This is a genomic window from Jiangella ureilytica, from assembly GCF_004348545.1.
Taxonomy (GTDB): Bacteria; Actinomycetota; Actinomycetes; order Jiangellales; family Jiangellaceae; genus Jiangella; species Jiangella ureilytica.
This window is the reverse complement of the sequence record NZ_SMKL01000061.1, coordinates 1-13,696: the sequence shown is the minus strand read 5'-3', so window position 1 is coordinate 13,696 and position 13,696 is coordinate 1. Positions and strand designations below refer to the sequence as shown.

Below are 13,696 nucleotides of genomic sequence, written 5' to 3'. Positions count from 1 at the left end.
GGACTACTGCTCCGGGGTGTAGTTCTCGAGCGGATCCCAGTCGGGGAACGTGATGTCGTCGATGGTCGCGGTGCCGTTCAGCTCAGCGAGCGTCTCGTCGAGGAACGTCTGGATCTGCTGGTCCAGGGCCTCGGCGATCGGCAGGAACGGCTTGTTGCTGATGATCGCGTCGACCGCGGCGTCGGTGTGCTTGAGCTCCGGCCGCTGGGCACGGGCCCGCAGGATCTCCGCCCCGCCCTCGCTGAGCAGCATCGGGTTGGGCACCACTCGCATGGTCTCCTCGGCCGCGGACAGGATGGCGGCCTGGTCCTCGTTCTCCCGTGCCTGGTCGGCCCACGCACTCTCGAGCGCGGTGAAGGAGCCGAACTGCTCGTAGTACGCGCGGTGGAAGTCCTCGGAGGCCAGGAAGTCCATGACCCTCCACGCCTCCTCCGGGTGCTCGGTCTCCGACGACATCGACCAGATCGGCTGGAACGACTGCTTCGTCGGGGTGAACGCGACGCGTCCGTCGTCGGGCACGGGCAGTGGTGCGATGCCCATCTCGATCTCGGGGTTCAGCTTGCGGATCTCCGCGATGTGCCACGGCGCCGTCGGGTACATGGCCATGGTTCCGGCGGCGAACTCGGTGAACGCCCGCGCGCCGTCCCAGCTCTCCCAACCCGGCACCATGACGCCGTCGGCCTGCATGCGACGGTGCAGCTCGACCGCCTCGACCATGCCCGGTGACGCGGTGGCGGGCTGGCCGGTGCGGAAGTCGATCCCGTCGCTGACGACCGAGAACGGGGCCGCGACCTGGGCCAGGATCTCGACGGCGCCGGCCTTGCCGGACGTGGGCGCGTAACCGAACACCTGGCCGCCGCCGTTCGCGGTGATGGTGCGCGACATCTCCTCCAGCTCGCCCCACGTCTCGGGCGGGCCGTCGTACCCGTTCTCGCCCAGGACGGCCTCGTTGTAGACGAGGACGCGGACGTCCCACTTCCCGGAGACCAGTGGCAGCGTGTACAGCTCGCCGTCGCGGTGCAGCCCGGACGTGGACGGGTTCATGGTGCCCTCGGGGAAGCGGTCGATGAACTCGTCGGTGGCGAACTCCTCCAGCGAGTGCACCCAGCCGCGCTCGTACATCCGGTCGAAGCCGTCGGCCTGCGCCCGGAACACGTCCGGCGGGTCGCCCTGCTGGAACATCAGCTCGACGGCGCCCAGCTGCTGGTCCGAGGGGTTCTCGATGACGTCGACCGTGATGCCGGGGTTGTCCTCCTCGAACTGGTCGAACTGGGCGCGGTAGAACTCACTCGCGCCGGGCGGGTCGGGGACCAGCGCGACGGTGATGGTGACGTTCTCGCCGGAGGCGTCGTCGTTGCCGCTGTCGTCCTCGCCGCTGCCGACGAGGTTGCAGCCTGTGGCCGTCAGCGCGACGGCCGAAGCGGCCGCCGCCCAACGCAGCGTGCGTCGTGTGCGGGACATGGTTCTCGCGGACTCCTTTGTCGGTGAACGTGGGTCAGGAACGCGCCGGCGCGTGCCGGGGACCGAGGTAGCCGAGGCCGACGCTGATCGAGTCGGCCACTTCGATGACGGTGCTGGCCAGCTCGGGCTCGCCGTCGGCGAGACCCAGCGCGGAGAGCGGGCCGGAGATGGACAATGCGGCGACGATGCTGCCGGACTGGTCGAGGATCGAGGCCGCGACGCAGGAGCGTCCCAGCGCCAGCTCCTCGACCTCGGTCGCGTAGCCGCGGTGGGCGGCCAGGTCGAGCGCGGCATCGAGCTCGCCGTGGTCGCAGATAGTACGTGGCGTGTATCGGTGCAGGTCGGGGAGGAGCTCCCGGCGCTCGGCCGGAGTGAGCGCGAGCAGCAGGCACTTGCCGATGCCGGTGGCGTGCAGCGGGTTGCGCTGTCCCATCAGCGTGAAGGACTTGGGCGCCAGCCGGCCCTCGAAGTTGCACAGGTAGAACAGCGACGAGCCGTGCCGGACCGCGACGTTGACACCGAGGCCGAGCGTTCCGGCCAGGTTCTGGGCCGCCTGCCGCGCCTCGCGGTGCACCGGGTGCTGGTTGATCGCCACGCCGGCCAGCGTGAGCAGAGCCGGGCCGAGACGGTACAGGTTGCTGGCCGGGTCGCGGTCCACGTACTCGAGCGTCTCCAGCGTCGCCAGCAGGCGCGACGTCGTCGACTGGCCCAGGCCGGCGTACTTCGCGACGTCGGAGACCCGCAGCGCACGGCCGTCGAGGAAGGCTGCGAGGACGCTCGCGGCCTTCTCGACGCTCTGGTTCGTGCCCTGCTCCGATGCCACGGTCACTCCTGATATTGAAGGTTACGTGCACTATGTGGGAGAGTTACGCATATGTTGAATCAAGTCAAGCCCTCTCCGGATGCGCGATGTTGATTCGTGATGTTGAGACCTTCATCTTGAAGGTCGCCGCCGACGACGCGTACCTGGGGGCGCTCCGCGACGGCAGCGAGATCGGCCCGGGCTACGCCGTGCGTGAGCCCTGGCGCAGCCTGTACTCCGACCGGTTCGAGGCGCTGCTGGTCAAGGTGACCACCGACGACGGCACCGCCGGCTGGGGCGAGGCGCTGGCGCCGGTGGCGCCCGAGGTGCCCGGCTCGATCGTCGACCTGCTGCTCGCGCCGGTGCTGCGTGGCATGGACGCGACCCGGCCGCGGCCGGCGTGGTCGCGGCTGCGCGACCTCATGCGTGAGCGCGGCCACCTCGCCGGGCACCAGGCCGACGCGCTGGCCGCGGTCGACATCGCACTGTGGGACCTCGCCGGCAAGCTGGCCGGGCGGCCGGTCGCCGACCTGCTCGGCGGGGCGTTCCGCACAGAGCTGCCGGCCTACGTGTCCGGGCTGCCGCGGCCGTCCGACGCTGCCCGGGCCTGGCTGGCCCGCGATTGGGCGAACCGCGGCGCGACCGCGGTGAAGCTCCACCTCGGTTACGGCGTCGAGGCCGACCTCGCCACCGTCGACGCGGTCCGCAGTGCCGCGCCGGCACTGCGAATGGCCGTCGACGCGCACTGGGCGTACTCGCTCACCGAGGCGCTGCGGCTGGCCGAGGGGCTGGCCGAGCGGTCCGGCTGGTTCCTCGAGGCGCCGCTGGCGCCGGAGGACGTCGCCGGCCACGCCGAACTTGCCGGACGGTCGCCGATCCCGATCGCCGCCGGCGAGTCGCTGCGGCACCGCTACGAGTTCCGGCAGTGGCTCGAGGCCGGCGCGATGGCCGTCGCCCAACCCGACGTCGGCCGCACCGGCATCACCGAGGCCATGGTGATCGCCGAGCTGGCCGCGGCCCGGCACGTGCCCGTCGCGCCGCACCACTCCACCGGCCTGGCCGTGGCGCTGGCCGCCGGGCTGCACGTCGCCGCCGCCGTGGAGCTGCTGGAGGTGTTCGAGTACCAGCCCCTGTCCACCGACGTGGGGCAGCAGATCCTGCGCGCGCCGATCGCTGCCGGCCCGGCCCGCATCCCGCTGCCCTCCGGCCCCGGCCTCGGGGTCGACGTCGACGAGGAAGCCGTCCGCAAGATCGCCGAGGAGAGTCGAACCGTATGAGTCATACCGTCCACGGCCTGGTCCCCATCCTGGCCACTCCCTTCCTCCCCGACGGCGCCCTGGACCGGCCGGGGCTGCGCCGGCTGGTCGAGTTCCAGCTGGCCTCCGGCGTCGACGGCGTCGCCGTGTTCGGCATGGCCAGCGAGGGGTTCGCGCTGACGCTGGAGGAGCGCCAGAAGATCCTCCGCGACGTACTGGCCGTCGTCGGGACCGCAGTCCCGGTGGTCGCCGGGGTGAACGGGACATCGTCGGTGACGGCGCTCGAGCAGGCCCGTGAGGCGGCGTCCGGCGGCGCCGACGCGCTCATGGTGCTGCCGCCGTTCATGGTCAAGCCGGGTCCGGACCAGCTGGTCGAGTTCTACGGCCACCTCGGCGAGTTCGCCGCCGCCGCCGGCACCGAGGTCATGGTGCAGGACGCGCCCGGCGTCACCGGTGTGGCAATGTCGCCGGCGCTGATCGTCGAGCTGAGCAAGCTCGACGGCGTCACCTCGGTCAAGGTCGAGGCGCCGCCGACGGTGCCCAAGGTCGGCGCCGTCGCGGATGCCGTCGCCAACGAGGACGGGGGTTTCGCCGTACTGGGCGGGCAGAACGCGCAGTTCGTGCTGGACGAGTACGCGCGCGGCTCGATCGGGACCATGCCGGCCTGCGAGTTCCCCGACCTGCTCGGGCCGATTCTGGCCGACTGGCGCGCCGGACGGCGGGCGGAGGCACGCGAGGCGTTCGCCCGGTTGCTGCCGCTGATCGTGCACGGCCTGCAGCAGGGCATCGCGTGGGCAGTGCACAAGGAGGTGCTGGTGCGCCGCGGCATCATCGAGCACACGACCGTCCGGCTGCCGGCGAAGACGCTGGACGCGGGCGGCCGAGCCCTGCTGGATGACATCCTGACGGCCTTGAGGCTGTGACGCTCGGGAGGACCATGGCTGAGATCGAGGTCGGCGGACGGTTCGGCCGGCTGTACGGGTACCTGGACTGGCCCGTGCGGCTGGCCGCCCTCAACCTGCTGTGGCTCCTCGGCGTGCTGGCCGGGCTGGTGCTGTTCGGGCTGGCGCCGGCCACGGCCGCGCTGTACGCCGTGCTGCGGGCGTACGTGCTGAATCGTTCGCCGCGGCTGTGGCACGACTTCTGGGCCGTCTGGCGGTCGTCGTTGCGGTCGTCGCAGCTGGTGCTGGGCGTACCGATCCTGACCGTCTGGGTGGTCGTGTTCTACCTGCTGCTGTCGCGGTCGACCCCGTTGGCATGGGGGATGGCCGTGCTCGCGGCCGGGTACGCAGCGACGCTGTTGCAGCTGCCCGCGGTTGTCGCGCACGTCGACCTGCCGGTGGTGCGGTCGTGGCAGGTCACGGCGGAGGTGGCGTGGCGGCGGCCGCTGGCGACGGCGGCGGTGGCGGCACTGGTCGTGCTACTGGCCGTCGGCGGCTGGCTCACGACGCCGGCCGCCGTCCCGCTGTTCTTCCCCGCCCTGCCCGCGCTGCTCGCCACCCTCACCGTCCAGCGCGGGCTCGCCCCGTGACCCGTCGCGGTCGCTCAGCTCGCCGCCGTGCGCCGGGCCCGCACCGCCGCGGCCAGGTCGCCGAGCAGGCCTTCGGTCGTCTCCCAGCTCATGCACGCGTCGGTGACGCTCTGGCCGTAGACCAGCGGCGTGCTTCCGATGTCCTGCCGCCCGGCCACCAGGAAGCTCTCCAGCATCACCCCGGCGATGCCGCGCTGGCCGGCCGCGATCTGCCCGGCGATCTCGCCGGTGACGACGGCCTGCCGCTCATGGTCCTTGCCGCTGTTGCCGTGGCTGGCGTCGATGACCAGCCGCTCCGGCAGCTGCGCCTTGTGCAGCAGCGCGAGCGCGTCGAGGACGTGCTCGGGGCCGTAGTTCGGACCGCCGCTGCCGCCACGCAGGATGACGTGGCAGTCGGGGTTGCCGGCGGTGCTGACAGCGGCCGCGCGCCCGTCGTGGTCGACGCCGAAGAAGACGTGCCCGTGCGCGGCCGCAGTGCAGCCGTCGATGGCCGCCTGGACGTCGCCGCTGGTGGCGTTCTTGAAGCCGACCGGCATCGACAGGCCGGACGCGAGCTGGCGGTGCACCTGGCTCTCCGGCGTGCGCGCCCCGATGGCGCCCCACGAGACGGTGTCGGCGATGTACTGCGGGCTGATCGGCTCGAGGAACTCGCAGCCCACCGGGAGCCCGGCGCCGAGCACCTCGAACAGCAGCTCGCGAGCGATGCGCAGGCCGCGCTGCACGTCGAACGTCTCGTCCAGGCCGGGGTCGTTGATCAGGCCCTTCCAGCCCACCGTCGTCCGGGGCTTCTCGAAGTACACGCGCATGACGACGGCGAGGTCGTCGCGCAGCTCGTCAGCCACCGGTTTGAGCAGCTGGGCGTAGTCGAGCGCCGCCACCGGGTCGTGCACCGAGCACGGGCCGACGACGACCATGAGGCGGTCGTCGTCGCCGGCCATGATGCGGCGGACCTCGGCCCGGCTGGACCGCACGAGCGCGGCGTGCTCTTCGTCCATCGGCAGCTCGACGAGCATGCCCGCGGGCGTGATGAGCGGCTGGAAGCCGACGATGCGCAGGTCGCCGGTGGGGGACTGGGGTTCGGACATGGGTGCAACGTCTCCTCTGCAACGAGCGGGACGTCCCGTCGGATCGCCTGCGAGCCGGCCCGTCTCATGACGAAGGGCAGAGACGAGATGTCTCTGCCCAGCTGGCTCCGGGTGGGTCGTCGGTCAGCGCATGACACGCCCGGCTCCACCCGGAGCCTGCGCAAAATACGGATACCGACGAACCGCGACCACGAGCTGAACTATATCCGGAAAGGGGCCCGCGCGTGACGGTGGGTGTGTGGACGGCGGCGACGGCATGGCTCGAAGACGTCCGGCTGGCGGACGCGACCATCCGCATGGTGGTCCGGCCCAGCATCGGCGGCGACGGTCTGCGGCTGCGGCTGTCGAACGTGTTCGGGACGGCGCCGGTGACGTTCGGGCCGGTCGCCGTCGGCGAGCGCGCGGTGACGTTCGACGGTGGCGCCGTCTCGGTGACGGTGCCGGCCGGCGGGCTCGCGGTGAGCGACCCGGTGCCGTCGTTCCCCGTGGCGGGTGGCACGGACGTCGTCGTCAGCGTCTCCGTGGCCGGGGTCGTGGACGCGGTGACGGGTCACCTGCGCTCGTCGCAGACAACGGTCGTGACCTCGGCCGCGGGCACCGAGCGGGTGCTGCACTGGTTCTTCCTCGACCGGCTGACGCTCGACCGGCCCGATGTCGACGGCGCCGTGGTGGTCGTCGGCGACTCCCTCACCGACAGCGACGGCCACGTCCCCGACCGGAACCTGCGCTGGCCGGACCGAGTGGCTGCGGCGCTGCGCGCGTCGCCCGGCGGCTTGCCGTTCGCGCTGCTCAACTCGGGCATGGCCGGCAACCGCGTCACCGTCGACGGCTTCGGCCCGGCACTGCTGAGCCGGCTGGAGCGCGACGCGCTGAGCCAGCCGGGCGTGCACACGCTGATGCTGTTCGAGGGGATCAACGACCTCTCCCGCGGCGTGACGGCGGCCGGGCAGCTGATCGCCGCCTACGACGAGGTGGTCGCCCGCGCGCGGGCCCGCGGTCTCGCCGTCGTCGGCGCCACCATGACCCCGTTCAGCGGTGCCGCGAGCTGGACGCCGGCCCGCGAGGCGATCCGGCAGGCGGCCAACACCCACCTGCGCACGGCGGCCGACCTCGACGGCGTCGCCGACTTCGACGCCGCATTGCGCGACCCGGCCCGGCCGGGCCGCCTGCTGCCCGCCTACGACTCCGGCGACCACCTGCACCTCACCGACGCCGGCCGTGCCCGCCTCGCCGAGGCCGCTCTGCCGGTGCTCGCCGGGGGCCTCATCTCGCCGATCGCAGCACGTCGACCTCGCAGCCCGGCCTGAACGGGTCGAAACCGTGCTCGATCAGCCAGCGGATCGCCAGCAGGCTGCGCATCGACCACCACGCGCGGATCACGTCGAGGTCGACGTCGGCGCCATAGCCGGCGAGGACGTCGTGAAGGTGCTCCTCGTGTCCGAGCGTCAGATGGCGAGGTCGTAGAGGGCATCGCCCCGGCCCGCCTCGGACCAGTCGATGACGCCGGTGACCTCGTCGCCGTCGACGAACACGTGGGCGATCTGCAGGTCGCCGTGCGTGAACGCCGGCGTCCACGGCCGAAGAGCGGCCTCGGCGACCTCGCGGTTGCGGGCGACCAGACCGGCAGGTAGGACGCCGCCGGCCACGAGCCACTCGCACTCACGGTCGAGCTCCGCCGCCAGCTCGTCGATGCCCCGGCCGGCCCGGCCGATCCGGGTCGGCAGCGGCGCGTCGTGCAGCTTCCGGATGGCGGCGCCCGCCGCGGCCCATGCCACCGGTGGCGTGGTCGACGGCTCGCCGAGGCGGCCGAGCGCCGTTCCGTGACCGCGGCGATCGCGAGCACGGGCCGCTCGCGCCACAGCACCCTCGGGGTCGGGACTGGCGCCAGCGCCATCGCCGCTACCTCGGCGTCGAGCCGCGTCTGGTCGGCGTCGACCTTCAGGAACACATCGCCGACCCGCAGGGTCGCCCGCTCGGAATGCGCGACGACGACCTTCACCTCGTCCATCGCGCCAGTATCCGGCGTCGGTGCGGGTCCAGGCGCGCGGATTTCCGCGAGCGGGTGCCCGCGGCATGCGCCGTTCCGCCGGCGGGTGCCGGCACAGAATGCGTCAGGCGCGCAAGTTGATCAGCGTCGGGCCGGTGCGGGTGCCGTCGGAGCGGGAGAGGGCGACGACGCAGTGGCCGGCGGGAATGCGGGTGACGATGTCGGACACCGTCCAGCGCGGCCGCTCGACCCGGCGCAGGTTGGTGCCCTTGGTGACGCCCCAGTTGCGGGTCTCGCCGTCGGAGCGGTTCCAGCCGCCGCGGCTGTCGCGGGAACTGCCGCTGGTGCGGGCCAGGCCGGATGCCTCGCCCTGGCTGTAGCTGATCTCGGCCACCCAATGGTCGCCGAACCAGTCGGAGAACACCTTGGCGTCGACCGGGTCGATGCCGCCGAACACCGCCTTGCAGCCGACCGAGCCGAACACGGTCGCCCGCACCTGGACGGGGAAGTCGCTGATGGTCTGGGCCAGCAGGATGAGCCCGGCGTTGTTGGAGCGCAGCTTCTGCACGCCGCGGGCGACGTAGTCGTCGACGAAGCGGCCGGCCTCGTCGATGGCGAGCGCCTTGAAGATGGTGCGGTTGGTGTCGGGGGCGGAGGTGACCTGCACGAACTGCGAGACCACCAGCCGGGCCAGGATGCGGGTGGCGTCGGGGAACTCGGCCTCGGGCAGCGAGACCCGCACGCGGGTCGGCTTGTTGATGTCGTGCATGCGGAACGTGTTGTCGCGGTCGAACAGCTCCATGAGCCGCGGCCGGGCCAGCAGCTGGAACCGCTCGACCAGCGAGGCGGCGGGGTCGGCGTTGCGGGTCGCCTGGTCGCGCCGGCTGTCGAGCAGCGCCTTGGCCTCTTTGCCCTCCGGGCCGCGCAGGTTGGCCTTGACCTGGTCGGTCATGCCCTGCTCGGAGCGCAGCAGCGCCAGCATCTCGCGGATCTTCGGCCACCGCCCGAACGCGAGATGGAACGGCGCCAGGCAGGCGTAGAGCGCGTTGCGCGAGCCGTCCATGAAGTAGGCCATGTCGTCGGTGACGTACGGCGGCAGCATGGCGCTGGCGAGCCGGTCGGCCGCGGTGTCGGGGTGCTGGGTGCCGCCGTAGAGGTCGAACCCGGTGGTGGGCCTGAGTGGGTCGATGGTGACGTCGAACCAGCCCTCGTGCGCGAAGTCGTCGCCCTTGGGGTCGACCACGACGACGCTGGCCTGCCCGGCCAGCGCCGACAACGACAGGTGCTCGACGATGGGCAGCGCGAAGCCGCGCGTCTTGCCCGACCCCGGCGGCCCGATGACCAGCAGCGACGTGCGCAGCACGTCGTGGTCGATGCCGAAGTCCTGGGTCATGACGGTGTCGGCGTGCGTGTCCTGGACGGTGCGGCCGAGCCGCACCTGGCCCGCGGTGAGGTTGTGCCGCGCGATCCGCGGCACCGGGAGGTCGTGCAGGGCCGACGGGTGCGCGAGCGCCGCCGGGCCGTAGCGCACGATCTCGTCGGCCAGCTGGGCCAGCGCGGCGGGGTCCTCGGCCCGGGTGTCGAGCGCCCAGGCGATGCGCGCGGAGTCGACGTCGGACAGCCGGCCGTCCTGGACCAGCCGGTCCATGGCGACGGCGGCGTCGGGATGGTCGTCGCGCAGCACGTCCCAGGGGGTCTCGCTGCGTCGTCGTCGTCGGATCGGCATGGGGTCTCCTACGCGTTCTTCCGCAGGTAGGCGTCGAGCTTCTTGATGCGCGCCGCCAGCGCCGGGTGGGTGCTGAACAGCCGCGCCCGGAGCACGAAGTTGCGCCGGTCGTCGTCCATGCCCTGGCGCAGCCAGTCCTCGAACACCTCGATGAGCGCGTAGCCGTAGCCGAGGTTGGCGGCGACGCGGTCGGCGCGGTACTCGCTGCGGCGGGCCAGCCAGGGCAGCAGGATCGGGGTGAGCAGCACCAGCGCGACGGTGGGCGGCGCCCACGTCTGGCCGGACTGCACCGCCGTCGCCATGAGCACCGTCACGAAGAACACCACGAACAGGATGAGCGACCAGGTGAGAATCTTGGCGATGAACGACGCCAGCGCCGGCATGCGGGCCACCACGGCGAAGAGGGTCGAGAACAGCACGACGACGATGCGCAGCACCAGCCGGAGTGCGCGGGTCAGCAGCCGCGCCGGCACCGAGTACCAGTAGGTCAGCAGGTTGCTCCACGGGTGCCCGCCGAGGTGGTGGCCCAGCTCGTGCGCCAGCACCGCCGCCAGGTGGTGGTGCGGCATGGCGTCGAGCGTCTTGCGGGTGACGGTGACGATGTGCCCGGACGCGGCGTAGGCGTTCAGCGCGTCGCTGTCCTCGATGAACAGCTGGTACTTGCCGCCGTCGCGGCCGGCCGCGCGGTTCACCTCGTGCCAGGCGTGCTCGAGCCGGTCGCGCTCGCTGGGCGTGGGCCTGCGGGCGCGCAGCATGAACCGGGCCACCCCGACCTCGACCGGCCGGTAGAAGATGAGCACGCCGCTGAGCAGCCACAGCACCATGACCAGGATGGGCACGACGGTGGTGTTGCCGGCCAGCGCGCCGATGCCCAGCCCGCCCAGGCCCACCACCGTGAGGCTGAACAGGAACCAGGGCAGCCCGAGGACCAGCGAGGCCAGCGTGGAGAGGTCGGCGCCGCGCCGGTGCCTCAGCGGGCGCGGCGTGGTGGCCTGCGCCGACCAGCGGCCGCGCAGGCCCGTGGCCGGAGGCGGTTCGGGATCGTCGAAGCCGCCCGGGGGCCCGGTGGGGCGCGCGCCGGACGTCCGGCCGTCGTCGCTCATCGCCGCCTCCGATGAACTCGTTGGTCGCTGACGCGGCCCGGGGACGGCCGCGTACCTGTGAAAGTCACCATATGGCCGTCCGGTGACATGGTTCTCGCGTCCTGATGAGAAACGCCGAGATCCGTCACCGGCGCCGGCGCGGGTCGAGCCATCCCGTTGGCACCGCCGATTCCGCCCACCCCGACCTGCCGGGCACTCCGGCACCATAGGTTGGAGGGGTGTCTCAGATCCACGAGCTGACCGGGCTGGAGCTCGCCACGGCCGTCCGCAAACATGAGGTGTCGCCGTCGGAGGTCGTCGACCACACGCTCGAGCGGGCCGAACGGCTGGACCCGTCCGTCGGCGCCTTCGTCACCCTGACCCCCGGACTCGCGCGCGAGCAGGCCGCCGAGGCCGAGCTGCTGCTGCGCCAGTCCCGCTCCGACGACGAGCTGCCGCCGTTCCTCGGCGTGCCGTGCCCTGTCAAGGACCTCGCGATGGTCGCCGGCGTGCCGTTCCGCTCCGGCAGCGCGGCGCTCGGCGACTTCGTGGCGCCCGCCGACGACGGCGTCGTCACGCTGCTGCGCCGGGCCGGCACACTCATGATCGGCAAGACCAACACGCCCGAGTTCGGCCTGCCGCCGTACACCGAGCCCGACATCGCCCCGCCCGCCCGGACGCCGTGGGACCTCTCCCGGTCGGCCGGCGGTTCCAGCGGCGGGTCGGCCGCGGCGGTCGCGGCCGGCATCGCGCCCATCGCCCACGGCAGCGACGGCGGCGGCTCCATCCGCATCCCGGCCAGCGCCTGCGGGCTGGTGGGCCTCAAGCCCACCCGCGGCCGCGTCAGCCCCGGCCCGTACCGCCCCGAAGGCGCCGGGCTGGCGTCGAACGGCGTGCTCACGCGCGATGTCCGCGACACCGCGGCGCTGCTGGACGTGCTGTCGCTCAACTGGCCGGGCGACCTGCACGTGCTCGCGCCGCCGCGCACCACGTTCCTCGACGCCTGCGAGCGCGAGCCGGGGCGGCTCACCATCGGCCTGCTCACCAGCCCCGTCATCTCCCCAGGCGCCCCCGTCGACGACGCCTGCCTCGCCGCCGCCGTCCGCACCGCGCGGCTGCTCGAGGACCTCGGGCACCGGGTCGAGCCGGCCCCCGTCCCGTTCGAGGCGGAGCGCTGGGACTCCTTCGAGTCGATCTGGTCGGTGCTGGCGCTGAGCGCGCCGGTCCCGCCGGAGCACGAGCGCCTGCTGCTCCCGCTGACCCGCTGGCTGCGCGACAAGGGCCGGTCGGTCAGCGGCATCGAGTTCGCGTCGGCGCTCGCGCTCATCCAGACGACGACGCGCGAAGCGGCGGCCACGTGGGCGGCCTACGACGTCGTCCTGAGCCCCACGCTGGCGCAGCTGCCGGCGCCGGTCGGCTCGCAGCGCGACGACGTCGACCCCGCCGGCGACTTCGCCCGGCAGATGGCGTTCACGCCCTGGACCAGCGTCTGGAACCTCACCGGCTGGCCGGCGATCAGCCTGCCCCTGGAGACGGCGGTCGCCGACGGGGTCGAGCTGCCGGTCGGCGTCATGCTGGGCGGGCGCCACGGCGCCGACGAGACGCTGCTGTCGCTGGCCGCGCAGCTCGAGGCGGCCCGGCCCTGGCGCGACCGGAGGCCGGCGACGTGGTGAGCTTCGGCTACTTCCTCGTCCCGAACGCCGCCGACCCGCTGGTCGAGACGGCACGGCTGGCCGAGTCGCTCGGGTTGGAGTACGTCGGCATCCAGGACCACCCGTACCAGCGCCGGTTCGTCGACACCCTGGTCCTGTCGAGCGCGATCCTCACGGCGACGTCGTCGCTTCGCGTCTTCCCCGACGTCGCCTGCCTGCCGCTGCGCCCGCCCGGTGTCCTGGCCAAGGCGGCGGCGTCGCTGGACGTGCTGTCGGGCGGACGGTTCGAGCTGGGGCTGGGCGCGGGGGCGTTCTGGGACGCCATCGAGGGCTACGGCGGTGCGCGGCGCTCGCCGGGCGAGGCGCTGGCGGCGCTGGGCGAGGCGGTCGAGGTGATCCGGCTCCTGTGGAGCGGCGACCGCGGCCTGCGCTTCGAGGGCTCGCACTACCACCTCAGAGGCATGCACTCCGGGCCGCTGCCGGCGCACGACATCGGCATCTGGATCGGCGCGTACGGGCCGCGGGCGCTGGCCCTGACCGGTCGCGTGGCCGACGGCTGGGTACCGTCGGTGTCCGCCCAGGTGGTGGGGCGGCTGCCGGAGCTCAACGACCGGGTCGACGCCGGCGCGGCGGACGCCGGCCGCGACCCGTCGGCGGTGAAGCGCGTGTACAACGTCGGCGGCACCATCACCGGCGGCGCCTCCGAGGGCTATCTCGACGGCCCCCCGTCGCAGTGGGTCGACGAGCTGAGCGCCCTGGTCACGGACCACCGCGCCGACGTCCTGGTGTTCGGCGGGCCCGTGGACCAGCTCCGCACCTTCGCCGAAGAGGTCGCTCCCGCCGTCCGCGCCGCCACCTCCCCTTGATGATCATGGGGGAGGGGGGTCACCAGGTGCCCAGGGTGGGCTTCTGGTCCGGCTGAGCGGCGCCCCGTTCCGCAAGCTTAGAGGTCAGGTCAGGTCCGGCCTGGTGTGGTTGCGCTGGGTTCCCCGTCCCCCTGCTGCCCATTCTCTTGGCCCCGGACGGTCGCCTCAAGCGGACCCTGGTGGCGCTTCGCGCCGTGGGGGTCCGCTTGACCCGCCCGTCCGGGGCCTAAGAACGGGCAGCTATCAGG

Annotated in this window: 11 protein-coding genes and 1 pseudogene; 6 read left to right on the top strand and 6 right to left on the bottom strand. The window is 72.8% G+C overall.

Annotated elements, in window-relative coordinates:
- Window positions 1-3: 3 nt before the first annotated feature.
- A complete protein-coding gene (locus E1212_RS22125; protein ID WP_131986478.1) occupies window positions 4-1,461 on the bottom strand; it encodes an ABC transporter substrate-binding protein in 1,458 nt (485 codons plus the stop codon).
- 34 nt (window positions 1,462-1,495) lie between these two features.
- A complete protein-coding gene (locus E1212_RS22120; RefSeq protein WP_131986508.1) occupies window positions 1,496-2,284 on the bottom strand; it encodes an IclR family transcriptional regulator in 789 nt (262 codons plus the stop codon).
- Between the two features lie 116 nt (window positions 2,285-2,400).
- Here E1212_RS22120 and E1212_RS22115 point away from each other — a divergent pair, with 116 nt between their 5' ends.
- The 3 genes from E1212_RS22115 to E1212_RS30840 are packed head-to-tail and all read left to right on the top strand — an operon-like array spanning window position 2,401 to window position 5,050.
- Entirely contained in the window at window positions 2,401-3,540 is a 1,140-nt protein-coding gene (locus E1212_RS22115) for a mandelate racemase/muconate lactonizing enzyme family protein (RefSeq protein ID WP_203417096.1), read from the top strand.
- Window positions 3,537-4,442, top strand: coding sequence for a dihydrodipicolinate synthase family protein (locus E1212_RS22110; protein ID WP_131986474.1), 906 nt, complete (start codon window positions 3,537-3,539; stop codon window positions 4,440-4,442). The genes E1212_RS22115 and E1212_RS22110 overlap by 4 nt, the downstream gene beginning before the upstream one ends.
- 14 nt (window positions 4,443-4,456) lie before the next feature.
- On the top strand, window positions 4,457-5,050 hold the full coding sequence (locus E1212_RS30840) for a DUF624 domain-containing protein (protein WP_131986472.1): 594 nt from the start codon (window positions 4,457-4,459) through the stop codon (window positions 5,048-5,050).
- Between the two features lie 14 nt (window positions 5,051-5,064).
- On the opposite strand, the gene E1212_RS22100 is transcribed toward E1212_RS30840, so the two are convergent.
- Entirely contained in the window at window positions 5,065-6,135 is a 1,071-nt protein-coding gene (locus tag E1212_RS22100) for a 3-deoxy-7-phosphoheptulonate synthase (RefSeq protein WP_131986470.1), read from the bottom strand.
- Between the two features lie 224 nt (window positions 6,136-6,359).
- Between E1212_RS22100 and E1212_RS22095 the strand changes: the two genes are divergently transcribed.
- On the top strand, window positions 6,360-7,442 hold the full coding sequence (locus E1212_RS22095) for a GDSL-type esterase/lipase family protein (RefSeq protein WP_131986468.1): 1,083 nt from the start codon (window positions 6,360-6,362) through the stop codon (window positions 7,440-7,442).
- Here the strand turns inward: E1212_RS22095 and E1212_RS30835 are convergent.
- From E1212_RS30835 to E1212_RS22080, 3 genes and pseudogenes are all read right to left on the bottom strand, one after another.
- A pseudogene (locus E1212_RS30835) lies at window positions 7,399-8,143 on the bottom strand (phosphotransferase family protein). The gene E1212_RS22095 and the pseudogene E1212_RS30835 sit on opposite strands and share 44 nt — an antisense overlap.
- 103 nt (window positions 8,144-8,246) lie before the next feature.
- Window positions 8,247-9,848 carry a type IV secretory system conjugative DNA transfer family protein gene (locus tag E1212_RS22085; protein WP_131986466.1) on the bottom strand — a complete coding sequence of 534 codons (1,602 nt, stop codon included), beginning with the start codon at window positions 9,846-9,848 and terminating at the stop codon, window positions 8,247-8,249.
- Window positions 9,849-9,856: 8 nt separating this feature from the next.
- Window positions 9,857-10,951 (bottom strand): M48 family metalloprotease, encoded by a 1,095-nt coding sequence (locus tag E1212_RS22080; RefSeq protein WP_162605583.1) that lies wholly within the window; start codon window positions 10,949-10,951, stop codon window positions 9,857-9,859.
- 218 nt (window positions 10,952-11,169) lie between these two features.
- Between E1212_RS22080 and E1212_RS22075 the strand changes: the two genes are divergently transcribed.
- Window positions 11,170-12,603 carry an amidase gene (locus E1212_RS22075; RefSeq protein WP_131986462.1) on the top strand — a complete coding sequence of 478 codons (1,434 nt, stop codon included), beginning with the start codon at window positions 11,170-11,172 and terminating at the stop codon, window positions 12,601-12,603.
- Entirely contained in the window at window positions 12,600-13,448 is an 849-nt protein-coding gene (locus E1212_RS22070; RefSeq protein ID WP_420814410.1) for an LLM class flavin-dependent oxidoreductase, read from the top strand. The genes E1212_RS22075 and E1212_RS22070 overlap by 4 nt, the downstream gene beginning before the upstream one ends.
- Window positions 13,449-13,696: the final 248 nt, after the last annotated feature.